At 44.1% G+C, this 17,238-nt stretch carries 15 protein-coding genes and 1 tRNA gene; 5 read left to right on the top strand and 11 right to left on the bottom strand.

The window, feature by feature from the left end:
- The first annotated feature begins 65 nt into the window (after nucleotides 1–65).
- Both ICN29_RS09525 and ICN29_RS09520 read left to right on the top strand, forming a co-directional pair.
- Entirely contained in the window at nucleotides 66–752 is a 687-nt protein-coding gene (locus tag ICN29_RS09525) for a GntR family transcriptional regulator (protein ID WP_216132619.1), read from the top strand.
- Nucleotides 749–3,829 carry an FAD-binding and (Fe-S)-binding domain-containing protein gene (locus ICN29_RS09520; RefSeq protein ID WP_216132617.1) on the top strand — a complete coding sequence of 1,027 codons (3,081 nt, stop codon included), beginning with the start codon at nucleotides 749–751 and terminating at the stop codon, nucleotides 3,827–3,829. The genes ICN29_RS09525 and ICN29_RS09520 overlap by 4 nt, the downstream gene beginning before the upstream one ends.
- A 7-nt stretch (nucleotides 3,830–3,836) precedes the next feature.
- Here ICN29_RS09520 and ICN29_RS09515 read toward each other — a convergent pair whose 3' ends face one another.
- The 3 genes from ICN29_RS09515 to queG are packed head-to-tail and all read right to left on the bottom strand — an operon-like array spanning nucleotide 3,837 to nucleotide 6,088.
- Nucleotides 3,837–4,187, bottom strand: coding sequence for an AzlD domain-containing protein (locus ICN29_RS09515; RefSeq protein WP_216132975.1), 351 nt, complete (start codon nucleotides 4,185–4,187; stop codon nucleotides 3,837–3,839).
- Nucleotides 4,187–4,972, bottom strand: coding sequence for an AzlC family ABC transporter permease (locus ICN29_RS09510; RefSeq protein ID WP_216132615.1), 786 nt, complete (start codon nucleotides 4,970–4,972; stop codon nucleotides 4,187–4,189). Before ICN29_RS09510 ends, ICN29_RS09515 begins: the two co-directional genes overlap by 1 nt.
- A gap of 3 nt (nucleotides 4,973–4,975) precedes the next feature.
- A complete protein-coding gene (queG, locus tag ICN29_RS09505; RefSeq protein ID WP_216132613.1) occupies nucleotides 4,976–6,088 on the bottom strand; it encodes a tRNA epoxyqueuosine(34) reductase QueG in 1,113 nt (370 codons plus the stop codon).
- 43 nt (nucleotides 6,089–6,131) lie between these two features.
- Here queG and tsaE point away from each other — a divergent pair, with 43 nt between their 5' ends.
- From tsaE to ICN29_RS09490, 3 genes are all read left to right on the top strand, one after another.
- On the top strand, nucleotides 6,132–6,683 hold the full coding sequence (gene tsaE / locus ICN29_RS09500) for a tRNA (adenosine(37)-N6)-threonylcarbamoyltransferase complex ATPase subunit type 1 TsaE (RefSeq protein WP_216132611.1): 552 nt from the start codon (nucleotides 6,132–6,134) through the stop codon (nucleotides 6,681–6,683).
- Complete coding sequence (locus ICN29_RS09495; RefSeq protein WP_216132609.1) at nucleotides 6,680–8,026, top strand: N-acetylmuramoyl-L-alanine amidase; 1,347 nt, start codon at nucleotides 6,680–6,682, stop codon at nucleotides 8,024–8,026. Before tsaE ends, ICN29_RS09495 begins: the two co-directional genes overlap by 4 nt.
- Nucleotides 8,027–8,111: 85 nt before the next feature.
- Nucleotides 8,112–8,187: transfer RNA gene (locus ICN29_RS09490), tRNA-Lys, on the top strand.
- A gap of 27 nt (nucleotides 8,188–8,214) precedes the next feature.
- On the opposite strand, the gene ICN29_RS09485 is transcribed toward ICN29_RS09490, so the two are convergent.
- From ICN29_RS09485 to ICN29_RS09450, 8 genes are all read right to left on the bottom strand, one after another.
- The gene (locus tag ICN29_RS09485; protein WP_216132607.1) at nucleotides 8,215–8,946 is read right to left on the bottom strand and encodes a hypothetical protein; all 732 of its coding nucleotides are present in this window, start codon (nucleotides 8,944–8,946) and stop codon (nucleotides 8,215–8,217) included.
- A gap of 18 nt (nucleotides 8,947–8,964) precedes the next feature.
- A complete protein-coding gene (locus tag ICN29_RS09480; RefSeq protein ID WP_216132605.1) occupies nucleotides 8,965–9,945 on the bottom strand; it encodes a tripartite tricarboxylate transporter substrate binding protein in 981 nt (326 codons plus the stop codon).
- A gap of 22 nt (nucleotides 9,946–9,967) precedes the next feature.
- Nucleotides 9,968–10,195: a biotin/lipoyl-binding carrier protein gene (locus ICN29_RS09475; protein WP_255538169.1), complete on the bottom strand. Its 228-nt coding sequence runs from the start codon at nucleotides 10,193–10,195 to the stop codon at nucleotides 9,968–9,970.
- 6 nt (nucleotides 10,196–10,201) lie between these two features.
- Entirely contained in the window at nucleotides 10,202–11,557 is a 1,356-nt protein-coding gene (locus ICN29_RS09470) for an acetyl-CoA carboxylase biotin carboxylase subunit (protein ID WP_216132603.1), read from the bottom strand.
- A 4-nt stretch (nucleotides 11,558–11,561) separates the two neighbouring features.
- Nucleotides 11,562–13,097: an acyl-CoA carboxylase subunit beta gene (locus ICN29_RS09465; RefSeq protein WP_216132602.1), complete on the bottom strand. Its 1,536-nt coding sequence runs from the start codon at nucleotides 13,095–13,097 to the stop codon at nucleotides 11,562–11,564.
- Nucleotides 13,098–13,112: 15 nt separating this feature from the next.
- On the bottom strand, nucleotides 13,113–14,342 hold the full coding sequence (locus ICN29_RS09460) for a CaiB/BaiF CoA transferase family protein (protein WP_216132600.1): 1,230 nt from the start codon (nucleotides 14,340–14,342) through the stop codon (nucleotides 13,113–13,115).
- 8 nt (nucleotides 14,343–14,350) lie between these two features.
- Entirely contained in the window at nucleotides 14,351–15,073 is a 723-nt protein-coding gene (locus ICN29_RS09455; RefSeq protein WP_216132598.1) for a GntR family transcriptional regulator, read from the bottom strand.
- A gap of 451 nt (nucleotides 15,074–15,524) precedes the next feature.
- Entirely contained in the window at nucleotides 15,525–17,027 is a 1,503-nt protein-coding gene (locus tag ICN29_RS09450; RefSeq protein WP_216132596.1) for an amidohydrolase family protein, read from the bottom strand.
- Nucleotides 17,028–17,238: the final 211 nt, after the last annotated feature.

The raw sequence follows: 17,238 nt of genomic DNA, 5'->3' as shown, positions 1-17,238 counted from the left end.
TTTATGCTTTATGATGGTTTATTGATATTTTTGTATACAAATTTAGAGTATAGGAAACGGATGTCATGACAGTAATAGAGCAGCCTAATTCTCAGAACTTACATGAGGCCATCTTCCAAAAGCTCAGACTGCTTTTGGTTGAAGGCAAGATTGCCCCTGGCAGCAAACTCAATGAACGGGAACTGGCTGAGAGTTTGAATGTTTCTCGCACACCGATTCGGGAAGCGATTCGTCGCCTAGCAGCCGATGGGCTAGTAGAGCTGATTGCTAACCGTGGTGCGATTGCTGTGCAACTCAGTCTTGAGGATGTCATTCATACTTTTAACGTGATTGCAGACTTGGAAGGTTTCTCTGGTGAGCTAGCTGCAAACAATATTAGTGATGCCGCCCTCTCTGAACTAGAAGCCCTTCAATATGAAATGATGGCTTCTTACGCCCGTCGTGATTTATCTTCCTATTACAAGTTGAACTTACGGATTCATCATCTGATTAATCAGGCAGCGAATAACCCCGTGCTTGCTCAACTCTTCTCTCAAGTAAATGCCCGCATTGAAGCCTTGCGCTTTCGATCTAATCAAGACGGTGTTAAATGGGAAAAAGCGGTTGAAGAACATCAAGAGATGCTCGATGCTCTCAAAGCCCGCGATAGTGCCCGTATGCGCAGAATCATGATCAAGCACGTACAGAACAAGCGTGATGTCATTGTGCAGTTACTCAAAGCTGAAGTGCAGCTAGTAGAGACAGTTAAATGAACAAGCCCCTCGATCTCAAAGAGCTGATGGTGGATCAAGCGCAATTAGCCAAACGCTTGCGTCAAGAGACTTCTGGTGAGGTGATGACTGATAGCGCTAGCCGTGGTCGTTACGCTACCGACGCATCTATTTATCAAGCCATGCCAGTAGCGGTGTTTGTGCCGAAGACTGCGCAAGATATTGCAAGTAGCATTCAGATTGCAGCAGAACTTGGAGTACCAGTACTCCCTCGTGGTGGTGGCACTAGTCAGTGCGGTCAAACTACTGGCGCAGCACTAGTGATTGATAACAGCAAATACTTCAGAAATGCTCTTGATATCAATATTGATCAGGGCTATGCAGAAGTTGAGCCCGGCATGGTACTTGACCACCTCAATAGCTCACTCAAAAAACATGGTCTTTGGTATCCAGTAGATGTTTCTACTGGAGGGCAAGCAACGATTGGCGGCATGGCGGGCAATAACTCTTGCGGTAGTCGCTCGATTGCTTACGGCAATATGGTACATAACGTTTTAGGAATTAATGCTTGGCTAGCAGATGGCAGAGTCGGTGAATTTGCTAACTATGCAAGTAGCTCTGGAGTGGCCAAGCAATTGGGTGACTTTGTTAAAGACTTAGCCAATACACTGCAGCCCGAGATTGAGGCACGCTTTCCGAAGGTATTACGACGGGTTGCAGGTTACAACCTTGATATCTTTCATCCTCAAAGCGAATTACCTTACACCCAAGATGGCAGCGTCAATCTTTCTCACCTACTCGTGGGTAGTGAAGGAACGCTAGCGTATTTCAAATCTCTTAAACTTAAGTTAGCACCTTTGCCACAACACAAAGTGCTGGGCATTGTGAACTTTGCCAGTTTCTACAAGGCCATGGATAGCGCCCAGCACATTGTGAAGCTGGGGCCAACTGCTGTTGAGTTAGTCGATCGCACCATGATTGATTTGGCGCGCAGCAATCCTAGCTTTCAGAAAACAATTGAGACAGCACTTATTGATCACACTACTCAAACGCCAGAAGCCATTCTGTTGGTGGAGTTTTCTGGTGAAGCGCATGCACCACTCCTAGACAAACTCAAATCCCTTCAAGAGCTGATGAGTGACTTAGGTCTGCCAGGTTCGGTAGTAGCAATGCCGGATGCATCTTTACAAAAGAATCTCTGGGAAGTTCGTAAAGCAGGCTTGAATATCATGATGAGCCTGAAGGGCGATGGCAAACCAGTGAGTTTTATTGAAGATTGCGCTGTGCCACTGGAGAGCTTAGCCGATTACACCCAAGCATTAACCGAAGTGTTCTCTAAACATGGATCAAGAGGCACTTGGTATGCTCACGCCTCGGTTGGCACATTGCATGTACGCCCTATTTTGGATATGCGTAGAGATGGCGCCCAAAAGATGCGTGCTGTTGCAGAAGAAGCTTCAGAGTTAGTCAGAAAGTACAAAGGCGCCTATAGCGGTGAGCATGGTGATGGGCTATGTCGTGGTGAGTGGATCTCTTGGCAATTTGGACCCAAGATCACTGAAGCTCTCTCAGAAATCAAACATGCTTTTGATCCCAAAGGGTTATTTAACCCAGGCAAGATTGTTAATCCACCGAAGATGGATGATGCAAGCAACTTTAGATTTGCGCCCAATTACAAGGTGATTGCCTTACAGCCAGCATTAGATTGGTCTGCTTGGAATGTACAGAACAATCCCGTTACAGAAGAAACAAGTGCACCAGGCTCTGGCGGCGATCCAGCGATGGGTTTAGCTAAAGCCGTCGATATGTGCAATAACAATGGTCACTGCCGCAAGTTTGATGCTGAAGTCATGTGCCCAAGTTATCGTGTGACGCGTGATGAAAAACATCTCACCAGAGGCAGAGCCAATACCTTACGTCTAGCACTATCGAATCAACTAGATATCAAAGATAATTCTATTTCACCACTAGCAAGTGATGCCATCAAAGAAGTGATGGAGCTTTGTGTAAGTTGCAAGGCCTGCCGTCGTGAGTGCCCTACTGGCGTTGATATGGCTAAGATGAAGATTGAGTTCTTATCAGCCTATAAGAAACGTGTTGGCTACTCTTTGCGAGACCTAGCAGTAGCTTATCTGCCCAAATACGCAGCCATCATTAGCAATATTCCGCTCTTGCCAGCGCTACTGAACCTGCGTAATCACATCGCGCCCATTGCTAAGTTACAAGAGTGGATCATGGGCATCTCCGCACAAAGAAGTTTGCCAATCTGGAAGGGTCAAACTTTCTGGAACCAGAAAGTAGCCCAAAGTTATCAATTCACACCAGAGCAATTAGCGCAGGATGCTAATAGCAAAGGTGTAGTTTTGCTAGCAGATACCTTTAATGCCTATTTTGAAGATGAAAATCTCATCGCTGCACTCAAAGTGCTCAAAGCTGCAGGCTATCGCGTGCATATTCCAAATAAGAGCCAAAGTAATAAAGAAAAACAAACAGAAAAAACACAAAACGCTTGCTCTAAAGAGTTTTGCTGTGGCAGAACCTATCTCGCCGCTGGTATGGTGGATAAAGCCAAAGAAACGCTTGGGGAGCTTGTTGATCATCTCGCACCCTATGCGCAAAAGAACATCCCCATTATTGGTTTAGAGCCCTCCTGTCTCTTCACTTTGAAAGATGAAGCCTTAGTGATGGGATTTGGTGAGCATGCCATCGCAATTTCTAAACAAGCGCAACTCTTAGAAGAGTTTTTGGCGAGCGAAGCCAAAGCAGGAACACTCAAACTGAATCTTAAAGAAGCGAGTAAGCCAGTACTCTTTCATGGTCACTGTCATCAGAAGGCTTTTGCAGCAGTAGCGCCTGCGATGGAGTTACTTAAACTCATTCCTAAAGCAGATCCTCAGTTGATTGAATCTTCTTGCTGCGGCATGGCGGGTAGTTTTGGTTATGAAGCAGAGCACATTGAAGTATCTAAACAAATGGCTGAACTTAGTCTCTTGCCGAGCATTCGCAAATCACCCGATAGCTGGGTAGTGGCCGATGGCACTAGTTGCCGTCATCAAATTGCTGATGGCACACAAAGGGAAGCCGTACATATCGCCAGAATTTTGGCGGCACATCTATAAATCTGAGCTAGCGAACGATACCGTAACCTACCATTAGCAAGGTTCCAGTTAGCAAGGCTGGAACCAATCGCTTAGTGGGTTTTGAAATCATTACGCCAATCGCTAATGCGCAAATCAGAATGCGCATCCATAAAGGCACCGTTGCCATCAAGCCGATAGGCATTACGATGAGGCGAATTGTTAACGCAGCAACCATCGCATAAGTGACCGCAGCTAACCAGCGGAAGATCTCGCTATCTTGATTAATACTATTGGAGAGAAGCACGCCAATTGCACGACAGAAGTAAGTGCCAAGGCAGGCGCCCACTAAGGCAATCCATAACCCCCAACCGGAGAGTGCATTAGCCATGGTATCCATCACCTGATAACTCCGGGTTTCTTACGCAAGTACTGACGATCAATAAAGTAAGCCAACGTTCCAGCCACAAGACCGGATGTGAGTAAGCTAGTGTCGCGATCGATGAAGAAGAAAATGGGGCCAAAGATACAACCCAACATCAGTGCAATTCGGTTAATCCAAGGCTTTACTTCCGTAAAAGTTAGCAAGAAGAATAGTGGATTAATAAATACGAGACCCAAGGTGATGGCTGGTGGCACCATGCCGGCTAAGTAATAACCTAAGATCGTGCCAGGTATAGAAATCAGCCAACAGAGTAGTCCTAAGCCAACAAAATACGCTAAGCGATGCTTGGTCTCGATCGCATGAAACTCCCTCATCGAAATTGCCCATGCAGTCATGGCCAACAAATGGACTGAGGCATACAAACTCCGATTGCGATCTTTTTGATGAAACTGCGGAAAGAGTGTCACCGTCATTGTGACAAAACGGGTCGATGTTAATGTCACTGCTAAAGCAATTGCGATAGCTGATGAACCAGTAATAGCCATCTCAAGTAAGACCACCTGTCCTGGTAAAGCGAACATGAAAAATGAAGTAAAGGTAGTAAACCAAACATCAAAGCCATTAGTCTTACCCATCGCTCCAAAACCCACCATACCAGCAAATAGAACCATTGCTGGGGCGCCAGCTGCATCTCGCATACCGGCCCAAAAGGCATTGTTAGGACTTTTGAATCGCTCGGCCGCTGAACCCTCTAGCGCGATTTCGCTAGGATCAATGTAGGGTTGATTTCCTGATGACATGCATCAATTGTAAACCCTTAGAGCCCATTCAATATGTTCAGCTACTAAAGAGTCAGCGGCGGGCAAACTTTTGCTTAAGACTTGATGTATCTGCGCCTTATCAGTTTTTGAAACAGTAGTACTCGCTAAGGCATTGCCCATCGCTACTGCCAGATTACGGCGCCAGCGGCTATAACCAATGCGACGTATTGCACTACCTTCATGGCGTTGCTCAAACTCTGATTCAGTCCACGACCAAAGATGTAGCAGACTAGCCTGGCCTAAACCATGACGCTGTGCAAAGTCTGGTAATTGCGTACGCTTGGCAAACTTATTCCAAGGACAGATTAATTGGCAATCATCGCAACCATATACCCGATTACCCATCGCGCTTCTGAACTCGACTGGGATTGCTTCGGGATTTTCAATGGTGAGATAGGAGATGCAACGACGGGCATCTAATTTGTAGGGAGCAGTGATCGCTTTTGTCGGGCATACCTCAATACAGGATTGACAAGTACCACAATGGTCTTCCTGCTCCTCGTCCAGCGGCAATGGCACATCTACTAAGATCTCCCCTAAGAAAAAAGTGGAGCCAGATTCTCGATTCAGTAAGAGCGTGTGTTTACCGCGCCAACCTAATCCTGCTTTGCGCGCAAGCTCTACTTCCATTAAGGGCGCTGAATCTGTAAATACCCGATAACCAAAGGCCCCAATTTTTTCTTCAATCGCCTTGGCAAATTCTTGCAAACGATTACGCAGTACTTTGTGATAATCGCGCCCACGGGCATACAGGGAGATAACTGCTTGTGAGGGGTCTTCCAAGCGCTGCCATTCGGTATCGAAATTACTTTCAGGAGGCAGATAATTCATTGATACACAAATGACTCTCACGGTACCTGGCACTAATAGCTGAGGATTGGAGCGTAAGTCTGCATGGCGCTGCATGTACTCCATATGACCATGGCGTCCTTCTGCAAGCCATTCTTGTAAGCGCTCACTGGCAAGGCCGAGATGGGTATCGGTAATCCGCAAACCATCGAAACCCAAGCTCTCAGCCTGCTCCCCCAGCCAAGCTCGAAGCTTTGGCTGATCTAGAGAGCTAGCGCTATTAGGTGAAGGGGCAGATAAAGACATAGGCAATACAGAATGTAGCTCAATAATTGAATAAACTAGGGCAATGACCGCAAATCAGACGCCTTTGGCATCTCCAACAGCATCGCTCAAGCAATATTGTAGGCAGGAAGCAGAAACTGCATCCCTAGCCCAGCGTCTTGCCGCCTCTATTCAAGAGTTGATGAAGCATTCCCCCAAAGCTCACCTCAATATCTCCTTAGAGGGTGACCTAGGATCTGGCAAAACAACTTTTGCGAGATATTTGATTCAGGGCTTGGGCTATGAAGGAAAAGTGAAGAGCCCAACCTATACCCTGTGTGAACCCTACGAACTCCAAAGCAATCAACAAGCCTTTACTGCCCATCACTTTGATCTGTACAGAATGCGCGATTCTCTAGAGTGGCAAGAGGCAGGATTTGCAGAATACTTTGATGTCCCCGGCTTTTGCTTAATCGAGTGGCCAGAAAAGGCTGAGGGTACTCTACCCGATTTTGATATTCAGATTCAGCTAACAGCAGGCAAAGAAGAAAATGAACGTGCACTCGAACTAAATGCATTTTCTGAGCAAGGCAGAAAAGTGCTTGAGAATGTTCAGGCAACGCAAGTAAATCCATGAGCAGTAAAAAAGTGAATTTCTCTAGAAGACAGCACCTCAAGACTTCAGCGAAGTTCTTGAGTTTTGCGCTACTACTCACTGAGATCGATATTGCTTGGGGCGCTAAGATAATGGGTGTGCGTATTTGGCCATCAGAGGATTACACCCGCATTACTTTAGAGTCTGATACGCCACTACCTATTACCCAACAGATCCTCACCAACCCAGATCGCTTAGTAGTGGATGTGCAGGGCCTAGAACTCAATCCGACCTTGAAAGACTTGGTCGCCAAAGTAAAGCCAAATGATCCTTATATATCGCAAATTCGGGTGGGACAATTTCAGCCAGGGATTGTGCGTTTGGTGTTTGACTTAAAAGAACCGATCAAGCCACAACTCTTCACGCTTGATCCCGTTGGTGAATACAAATACCGCATGGTATTTGATCTATACCCCACTACGCCACCTGACCCACTCATGGAGTTAGTCAAAAGTAGCGCCCGGAAAGAAAGTGCTCTTGCCAAATCAAATGAAGAAATTGATTTGATTGCACAGTTTGCGACTAAGAAAGAAAAAGAAGCGGCAAAAGTACCAGCGAATCCAGTGGTCCAAGCCATTCCAGAAAATAAACCACTTCCTGCACCAGCCAAATACAACCGCCTCATCACCATTGCGATTGATCCTGGTCATGGTGGCGAAGATCCTGGCGCTATTGGTGCAGCAGGATCGAGAGAAAAGAACGTGGTGCTCTCGATTGCCAAACGACTCAAGGACAAAATTGAGGGTGAAGCCTATATGCGCCCTTACCTCACCAGAGATGGCGATTACTTTGTGCCGCTCCATGTCAGGGTTCAAAAAGCCAGGCGCGTTGAGGCAGATTTATTTGTATCGATTCATGCCGATGCGTTTATTGAGCCAAGAGCTAAAGGCGCCTCAGTATTTGCCCTCTCCCAAATGGGTGCAAGTAGCTCAATGGCACGCTGGATGGCTAATAAAGAAAATGCTTCAGACCTCATTGGCGGCATCAATATCAAGACGCAAGATCGACAAGTGGCTAACTTACTCCTAGATATGTCAACGACTGCTCAAATTAAAGACTCCATGCAGGTGGGCCAATCCATTCTCAAGCAAATTGGTGGCTTTGCACCTTTGCATAAGGGAAAGGTAGAGCAAGCCAGCTTTGCTGTTTTAAAGGCTCCAGACATCCCTTCTATCCTCGTAGAAACTGCTTTTATCAGCAACCCTCAAGAAGAAGCCAGATTGAATGATGATGGCTATCAGGACCAGATTGCTGAGGCTATTTTGAGAGGAATTAAGGAGTATTTTTCCAAAAACCCACCAGTGGCAAGACGAGTTAACTCATAACGTACTTGTAAGTACAAGGACTTACGGGCAGCCCCCTCAGACCAAGGGGCAGCTAGCAACTTCTTGCTATAATTTCCGTTTTACCGGGTCGGTAGCTCAGTCGGTAGAGCAGCGGACTTTTAATCCGTTGGTCGCGAGTTCGAATCTCGCCCGACCCACCATTGATAAAGAATAAAAAAATCAGCCTATTAGCGCTGATAGGTTTTTTCTTTTAAAGGCATTTGCAGAACTAGTAATTCAGCGTAGCCATCTAATACTTTAATTTCAAATGGTTTTTCTTTGGATGAGGCAAAAATATTTTGCTTGGTACCAATAACAACACCATCAATATAAACTGCTCCACCAATTACAACTAGAAATATTCCATCTACATTATCCGCAGGCTTTACCAAATAAGATGTAAAGCTAGGCATCTTTAGTAAACCAATGCCAAGACCAACATCAGCCTCAAAATGATCCCAAGAAAATTCGGGGGACTTCAGACCCCATATCGATTGGGGTGTCGATGGTAAAAATTGCCTACTAGTAAGATGATGTTTTGGCCCTTTAATAAATTGACTCTTTTTTTCTGGTAAGAATTTTGCCCCTGGATCATGCATGGATCTCAACGTTAAATAATCGAGACCCAATGGGCCAGCAACTATCGGACCATATCCAGTATAGGCACCAGCATAATGAACAATGTATGGTCCTATAGTATGTCGACCAAAATATCCAGAGCCCTCTATAAATACCTGGAATTGATTCTGCACATGAAAATGGAGAGGGTTAGTAATGTTAGGCAGTTGCTTGATTAAATATGACTGAGGAGATCGACTATCGTCAATCTCCCTCTCAAAATAATCCTGCCGATAATATTTAAGACCGTTGGGTTGCTCATGATATGAAAGAGCCTCCTCTTGGTTTGCAATCTTTATCATTAAGATTCTTTCAGATATTTATTCTATTTTGGCGCCTGAGTCTCGAACTCTTTGCCCCCACTTCGTGTACTCCGTCTGAATGAATGCTGAAAATTCTGCTGGACTATTGCTCTTAAGAGACTCAGATCCGAGTTCATTCAATCGCTTAATTACATCTGGGTCATCCAAGATGGCATTTAATTCCTTATGTAGCTTATCAATGATGGGCTTAGGGGTTCCGGCAGGCGCCAAAAGGCCTAGCCAAGCACCAGCATTAAAACCTGTAAGGCCCTGCTCATCTAAAGTTGGCACATCTTGCGCAAACTGTGAACGAGTCAGACCACCCGTTGCTACAGCCTTTAATTTCCCAGCCTTAATATGTGGCATCAGAGTTAACATCGTGTCAAAGGTCATATCGACCTGTCCAGACATTACATCCGTTTGAGACTGCGCACTTCCTTTGTAGGGAATATGTGTCACATTAATTCCAGCTTGGCGCGTCAACATACTCATCAATAAGTGACTAGTACTTCCATTACCAATTGATGCATAGGTTAGCTGACCCGGATTTGCCTTGGCCTTTTCAGTTAATTGCTGAATTGTATTAATGCCAGTTTTAGGGTTAGTGACAAATACATATGGTAACCATGACACCAATCCAATAGGAGCAAAGTTCTTACGTGGATCATAGGTAATATTGGTATATAAATTAGGGTTAATCGCTAACGGAGCAGTTGCACTCAATACCAAGGTGTACCCATCTGGCGCTGCTTTGGCAACAAATGCAGAACCCATACTCCCACCTTGGCCCGCTTTGTTGTCAACAATAAAAGTCTTACCAAATTTATTGGTAAATCTTTCTGCCAAAACACGTGCAACAGTATCGGTAGCAGTACCCGGGGGAAATCCAACTATGATAGTGACCGTTCTATCAGGATAATTTGCAATCGACTGCGCGGCAACATTACCACCAAACAAAAGAATGTAGCTGATTACTACAAAAGATTTTATTAGCCTCATTTACGCCCCCCTTTTTAGGATTTTATTTACTTTCTACTATCGCCACAATTTGTCCTTCTGCAACCGTATCTTCCTCGGAAACCTTTAATTCAATTAATGTCCCTGGCTCTTCAGCAATCACTGGAATCTCCATTTTCATAGACTCAAGAATCATAACAATGTCACCCTCTAAAATTTCTTCTCCGACTTGTTTTTTTATTTTCCATACTGAACCAGTTACCTCAGAGCATAATTCATTTTTTTTCATCATATCCTCTTAATTATTATTTTTAGCCATAATTTCAGATAGCGAGTTCGTGTGAATCTTTCCACACTTAAATTCACCAGAATCTAAGACCTGCAATAAAGCAGGAATGTTATTTTTAACACCCTCGATTTCAAATTCCTTTAAAGCTTCTTTTAGACTCAATATTGCTTGCTCTCTTGTATTTTCATGCGCTATGACCTTGGCAATCATCGGATCATAAAAAGGCGTTACATCTCGGCCTTGCGCATATCCAGTCTCTACGCGGATATTTTTGCTAGTCGGGGGACGAAAAATAGTCAATTTACCAGGCGATGGAAAAAAACGTTTGGGGTCTTCCGCATAGACTCTTGCCTGTATTGCATGACCTTCAATAGAAATATCTTTTGGCAAAACTTCGTCCAATCTTGCGCCTGCAGCCAATAGGATTTGTGATTGCACTAAATCCACACCCGTAACCTCCTCTGTTACGCCATGCTCCACCTGGAGGCGGGTATTCATTTCCAGAAAGGCAAAAGATTTATCTTCGCCCATTAGCATTTCCACGGTACCAATGTTGTCATACTGCATCTCGCTCATCACTTGAGTCACATTATCAGCAACCGAATCAATTACTTCCCTATTTATCCCTGGAGCACCAGCCTCTTCTATTACCTTTTGATGCCTTCTCTGAATAGAACAATCGCGTTCATATAAGTGACGTACCGAACCGTATTGATCACCCAATATTTGTATTTCTATATGCCTTGGGCGCAGCAGGAGCTTTTCTAAATACACTTCGGGGTTGGAAAAGCCTCTTTCAGCCATAGATCTTGCTCGCTCTACTGCCTCAAATAATTGAGCTTCATCATAAGCTGGAAGCATACCAATGCCACCGCCGCCAGCAGCTGGCTTAACTAAAACAGGATATCCAATCTTGCGCGCTGCTGCTGCAACTTTCGCCTGGTCAGGGGGTAGAACCTCTGAGCCTTGCCCTACTGGTAATCCATATTGTCGAGCTAACTCTCTTGCTTTTGTCTTATGCCCCATCGCCTCAATCCATTTTGGACTAGGCCCTATAAATACTTTATCTAGGGCAACTACACCTGAGGCAAACCCAAAATTCTCAGATAAGAATCCATAACCAGGATGAATCGCATCAGCATTTGATTCTTGTAAAACTTTTAATATCCGGTCCTGATTAAGATAACTCTCTTTTGCTGATGAGGCTCCAATATAATAACTTTCTGAAGCATAAGCTAAATAGGGTGCTCCAGCATCAGCTTCAGAATAGACGGCAACTGAGGGAATCGACATTTCATTTAATGCACGTAATACCCTAGCGGCAACAGCACCTCTATTAGCAACTAAGACCTTATTTAATATCATAAATTTAATATGCTGTAGGCCATGTGCGCATTAAATGCTCACCTACGCCATTACTCAAACGCATACGATGCACTTCAAGCATGCGAATAAGATAATCGCGGGTTTCGCTCGGCAAGACTACGGATTGAACTGCATACATTGAGGCAATATCCCAAACATTACTCCCCTTTGCCATCTCAGCAACAGCTTCTTCATAGCCATCATCTCCTGGATTTAAGCCATGAACAATGCTAGTCGCAAAATTTGGATCCATAAAACTAATCTCAGCAGTTGGCCAGGCTGCAAATTCATCAGAATTTCTCCCGCCACCCATATTCAGATAAGCCTGTCCATAACTCTTACGCAAAACTACTGTGATTTTTGGGACTGTTGTGAGTGATACTGCGCTCATAAAATTAATAATTTTTCCTGGCGCGCGTTTACGCTCCGCATCTAATCCAATAATGAATCCAGGCGTATCAACCAGCATAACAATTGGGATATTGAAGGAATCGCACATCACGATAAAATTTGTTGCCTTCTCGCAAGCTTCGGTATCCATCGCACCACCCTTCACCAAAGGATTATTAGCAATAATCCCAACTGAATGCCCATTTAAGCGTGTTAGCGCTGTTACTAAGACCTTGCCAAAACGAGGTTTCAATTCAAAATAACTGCCAGTATCAACAATTGCCTGGATTACTTTGCGAACGTCATATACCTGAGTTCTTTTTTCTGGCAACAAATCTAAAATATTAGTCATTTGACTACCAGAATCTTTTGGCACAGGACAAACAGGTGGAGCTTGTTTATGATGGGCTGGCATATAAGATAAGAATTCCTTGATTGAATCCAAAGCCTCCTCATCTGTTTCTACAACTCTATCAATGAGTCCAGTCGTTTCGCTATGCAGCTTCCATCCACCAATCTCCTCTGGATCGACTTGCTCTTTAATTGCCAAAGAGACCAGCTGAGGACTAGATACGGCCATAATGGCGCCTTTGCGCATCACACTAAAGTCGGAATACCCCGTATACCAAGTAGAAGATCCGTAGCAATATCCCAACACAGCACTTGCCCAAGGTGTTTCGCGCATTCTTCGGTATTGTGTAGGGTCATTACCCAACATAGAGCCCATACCTTTTGAACCCATCGTATCTGGCATCCTTGCACCCGAGGATTCGCCGAGAAAAACAATTGGCAAACCTCTTTGGGTTGCCACTCGCTTCATTTGCCCAATCTTTTTGCCGTTTGTAGCACTGCTTGAAGCACCCTTTACTGTAAAGTCATTTGAGACTACTGCAACATCTCGACCATCAATTTTTGCGTATCCAGTGATCTTGCCATCTGCTGGGGTCTTTTCTCTATCGGACTCAACAGCAGATGATGTCCCAAAGAGTCCGGACTCTATAAAACTATCCTGATCTACCAAATAAGAGATTCTCTCTCTTGCATTTAGGATGCCATCGTTTTTTCTTTGCTCAAGCTTTGCAGCAGACCCCATGGCCAAGGCTTTTATTTTTTTCTCATTATATTCTTGTAAGATATTTTCAAATGCCATTACTTTAATCCTGTTCTACGTTAAATTTTCATGTGCATAAATAATACGGTTCGCTTGCAGGCGGCTTAATTCCTCTTTTGAAAAACCACCAACTCGAGCAAGTACGGAGAGAGTATCTTCACCAATACGCTTTCCTGTATGCCGTATTTCCCCAGGCGTTCTTGAAAGTCGCGGGACTGGTGAGGCCATAGCAACCGCTCCTAGCTCATCATCCCTCACTTTTGATATCGCGTCTCTATCCTTGTAGTGAGGATCTTGGAAGATATCCGCCATATCAAAAATACGAATTCCTGGGACACTTGTAGAGTTGAGTTTTTCTTCAACAGCGTCAACACTCAAACTACTGGTCCATAGATTAATTAGGTAATCCAATTCCACATAATTTTTAGAGCGCTCTATTGCGCTACAAAAACGAGGGTCACTAACTAATTCTGGTTGCTTCATGCAATCTTCAGCCAATCTTTTAAATAAAGAATTTCCCATTGCCGTGATATGTACAAAGTGACCATCATTTGTTTCATATAAATTATTTGGAGTACTGCCTGGCAAACGAGAGCCTGTTCTATTCGCTATAACACCTAATTGGTCAAATGCTGAAATATGAGGCTCCATAAAACTAAAGGCGCACTCATATAACGCAGTATCTATAGTCTGCCCTTGCCCGTCTTTAGTTCTTGCCAAGAGTGACATCACTACGCCAAATGCTGCATAAAGCCCGGTGATGTAATCAGTCAAAGAGACTCCAACTCTTGTAGGAGGGCGATCAGGGTCTCCAGTGATTTGCCTTAATCCACTAAGCGCTTCACCAATCACACCGTATCCAGTCCGCTGGCTATATGGGCCCGTTTGACCAAATCCACTAATCCTTGCCATGATCAAGCTGGGATTAATAGTCTTTAGATCCTCATAGCCTAAACCCCACTTCTCCAGACCGCCAGGTCTAAAGTTTTCAACGATCACATCGATCTTTGGAATCATCTTTCGAATAACTTCTTGACCTTCAGATGTTCTAAGATCAACTGAGATCAGTGACTTATTTCTAAAAATACTAGATGCATATAGTGACTTATCTTTAACGTGATGTCCCATCGTACGAACTGCATCTCCTTCAAAGGGCTCAACCTTAATTACCTCAGCCCCAAAATCGGCCAATAATCTTCCGCAAAAAGGGCCAGCAATAGTTGACCCCATTTCAAGGACTCTGTATCCCGATAATGGTCCACAAGTTTGATCTAATTTATTCATATTTAAGTCTATAAGACGAAACTTTCATATCGCCGTAATGCATCCTTAGCGCTACGAATATTTTGTCTTCTTAATTGCTCTGCAAGATCAGCATCACCACTTCGCATAGCATCTAATACAGCTTGGTGCTCCATCAGGCCTATAGAAGCGCGTCCAGGCAAGATTAGAATTCTGCGGATAATTGCTTGGGTTTTTTCATAAACCATATCTAGCATATTGGTTAAGACCGGATTATTTGCGGCCAACAACATGCGCCTTCTAAATAGTCCATAGCCCGCTAAAAATGATTCGTAATCATGATTCTCAATATAGAGTTTCATTTTTCCATTAAACAGATCTACAAGGTCTTGCCATGAATTTGGAGAAGTATTTTGGGTTGCTAATCGAGCGCACAATCCCTCTAAAACCTCTCGGGCGTCATAAATTTCGAATACTTGAGAAAGGTCTAGGCGAATTACAACTGCGCCACGGTTTGGAATACGCTCAATTAATCCGCGTTGCTCTAAGCCAATAAAAGCCTCGCGAATAATATTACGGGGCACTAGAAACTCTTCGGCTAACTCACTCTCTCCTAATTTAGCGCCAGGTGCAATCTCTTGCTTAGCGATGCGTTCCCGCAAGATATTCTGAATATCCAAACTTCTTTTATTCGAAACAACAAGACCCAGAGCTGGCTTATCTTTACCTACTCTGATATTGCTCTGCGTTCTTTTTTCTTTAGAAATGACCATTTGTTTACCTTTTAGCCACTTTAATATTTTGATAACAATATTGTCAACAATTTTGTTAATACATTGAGCAAGATCAAATATCCGCCCTTATATTGATTTTTTACTGGCCAAGCTATTGTTTTTAATGGATTAATTATTTAGAGAAACATCTAGGTTCAGCAGATGATTTGTCGGTTTACCCGACAAACCGGTGTCGATGCCACCCGACCTCCACCCCAACCCAATCGACCCCACAAAACTCGCTGCCTATATCGCACCTGAATCTAGGCAGGTTTAAGCCAATGTCTAAATTACTGTTTTAGAACAATTTTGCGTCTTTTAATCCGTTGGTCGCGAGTTCGAATCTCGCCCGACCCACCAGCATTAGAAAAGCCACCCGAGGGTGGCTTTTTCTTCTATGAGCTATCTTAGCGTCAGACCCACATCGCATTAGTACGACACTTTAACAAGCTTAAGCCTGCATATAACCATATCTTAAGTTTGTTCTGCCATCCCCAAACTGGTCATAATGAATTTTTGCCAAGGTAATCTTATCGTTCGCTAAGCCTGCTCGCTGTGCAGCAGTGAAGTTATAAAGCCGCGCAGAATTTTCACCAAAGATTGCTCGCTTTACTGGTCCATCTGCAGCTCCCAAAGGATTAAAACCATATTTTTTCTGCATATCCTCAGGAATCTCTAATCTACGAAAGGCCTCAATTTGCCACTGGGGAGAACCCGTCCAAATGGCATCGGTACCCCAGACAACATGATCTTGCCCTAGACCTTGTATGAGCTGACCCAACATTGCGGCACATAATCTTGGCTCAGAAATTGTGCTTTGAGCAAAAATTTGTCCTAAATCTCCGTAAATATTATTAACGCCGGTTTTTTGTGGGATCTGGGCTAAATCCGTCACCCAATCAATGCGGCCAGTTTGTCTAAATTGCTCCCAACCTATATCCCAAGTTCCGCCTGTATATCGAAAAGCGGAATGATAGATCACAAAATTGAGTTGAGGCCAATCTTTAGCAGCCTTAGCAACGTCATCTACATTTGCATAAGCCAATAAGTGAGGATATTGCTGCGTGACGGACGGTGGATAAAGGCCCTTGTGCACACACACATTTGCAAGACTTGGCTTAGTCTTACTCCATTTAGCCAACTTCTCATAAAATGGATATAGCAATTTTTCATCATCAAGACGCCAAGGGTGCTTTGATAGTTGCTTATTGGTGTTGTCACCGATGGTGTAACCCTTGTACGAATCTGGCTTTAAATTTTCATAATCGGCTTCGGCCTTTTCTAGCCAGCCCAGCGTTCCCGGCATAAAAATGGCATGCGAGAACATTCTTTTGGTGCCGGATTCTTGATTTACTGATTGACGTGCTCGCGCTTTCATTTCATTGGTTAAAAACCAATCTCGAGGATCCTCAGATCCAGAACCAGAAATCAATGCCACTTTAGTATCGCTATCTAAATAGACCTCTTTAAAGTAATTGGCAAACTTCAAGTCATCCAAGGTTTGTGGCTTATTGACTAATGCAGGATTCCATGAGGCCTTACCTACGGCTTCGCGGGATCTAACAAAACCTTCAAGCCGAGTATCGTCACGTAGAAAATGGGTGTGCATATCCATAATGAACTGATCTTTTAAGGCAGCAGCCCTTTCATTCGCCAACTCTGGTGTTGCTGCCTCCGCATGACTAACACCATAGAGTGGGCCAAAGGTATCATTCATCGCAAGAAAAGCAGCTGCCATTCCAGCAGCGCTTTGAAAAAACCGGCGGCGAGGTATGCCTTGATGCTTAGCAAGCTTTGTGCCGATGTCTTTGACGCGGTTCTCGAATTCTTTTTGCTTAGCAGTCTGCACCCCAGGAAAAAACTCATCGCTTGAAATTGCCTGGGTAGGTATTGGTGAACGAAATTGCGCTTTTTCTGCTGGAATGAGTTTTGCGATCTCATCAGGGGTCATCATTTGTTAAGCCTCCTATAGTCAAATTATATTAATGCAAATTGATGTTTCTAACTAGATCGGGCTGGTAAATAAATTGGGTGCTATAAAACCAGAATCCTGAAGCCCCTAAATCCCTTGGTCACGAATTTAGCCCAAGTTTTGGCGCAGCTCATCTCACCCGATCCACAAGACTGCCCACTTATTAATCCAGCTTATTTAGCTAGCAGCAGTA

The organism is Polynucleobacter nymphae (assembly GCF_018882155.1).
Lineage (GTDB): Bacteria > Pseudomonadota > Gammaproteobacteria > Burkholderiales > Burkholderiaceae > Polynucleobacter > Polynucleobacter nymphae.
This window is presented reverse-complemented; position numbering and strand designations above follow the sequence as displayed.

What these genes read in the sequence shown, in the direction of transcription:
- ICN29_RS09525 (WP_216132619.1), top strand. Translation starts at nt 66, where the DNA reads ATGACAGTAATAGAGCAGCCTAATTCTCAGAACTTACATGAGGCCATC.
- ICN29_RS09520 (WP_216132617.1), top strand. Translation starts at nt 749, where the DNA reads ATGAACAAGCCCCTCGATCTCAAAGAGCTGATGGTGGATCAAGCGCAA.
- ICN29_RS09515 (WP_216132975.1), bottom strand. Translation starts at nt 4,187, where the DNA reads ATGGATACCATGGCTAATGCACTCTCCGGTTGGGGGTTATGGATTGCC.
- ICN29_RS09510 (WP_216132615.1), bottom strand. Translation starts at nt 4,972, where the DNA reads ATGTCATCAGGAAATCAACCCTACATTGATCCTAGCGAAATCGCGCTA.
- queG (WP_216132613.1), bottom strand. Translation starts at nt 6,088, where the DNA reads ATGTCTTTATCTGCCCCTTCACCTAATAGCGCTAGCTCTCTAGATCAG.
- tsaE (WP_216132611.1), top strand. Translation starts at nt 6,132, where the DNA reads ATGACCGCAAATCAGACGCCTTTGGCATCTCCAACAGCATCGCTCAAG.
- ICN29_RS09495 (WP_216132609.1), top strand. Translation starts at nt 6,680, where the DNA reads ATGAGCAGTAAAAAAGTGAATTTCTCTAGAAGACAGCACCTCAAGACT.
- ICN29_RS09485 (WP_216132607.1), bottom strand. Translation starts at nt 8,946, where the DNA reads ATGATAAAGATTGCAAACCAAGAGGAGGCTCTTTCATATCATGAGCAA.
- ICN29_RS09480 (WP_216132605.1), bottom strand. Translation starts at nt 9,945, where the DNA reads ATGAGGCTAATAAAATCTTTTGTAGTAATCAGCTACATTCTTTTGTTT.
- ICN29_RS09475 (WP_255538169.1), bottom strand. Translation starts at nt 10,195, where the DNA reads ATGATGAAAAAAAATGAATTATGCTCTGAGGTAACTGGTTCAGTATGG.
- ICN29_RS09470 (WP_216132603.1), bottom strand. Translation starts at nt 11,557, where the DNA reads ATGATATTAAATAAGGTCTTAGTTGCTAATAGAGGTGCTGTTGCCGCT.
- ICN29_RS09465 (WP_216132602.1), bottom strand. Translation starts at nt 13,097, where the DNA reads ATGGCATTTGAAAATATCTTACAAGAATATAATGAGAAAAAAATAAAA.
- ICN29_RS09460 (WP_216132600.1), bottom strand. Translation starts at nt 14,342, where the DNA reads ATGAATAAATTAGATCAAACTTGTGGACCATTATCGGGATACAGAGTC.
- ICN29_RS09455 (WP_216132598.1), bottom strand. Translation starts at nt 15,073, where the DNA reads ATGGTCATTTCTAAAGAAAAAAGAACGCAGAGCAATATCAGAGTAGGT.
- ICN29_RS09450 (WP_216132596.1), bottom strand. Translation starts at nt 17,027, where the DNA reads ATGATGACCCCTGATGAGATCGCAAAACTCATTCCAGCAGAAAAAGCG.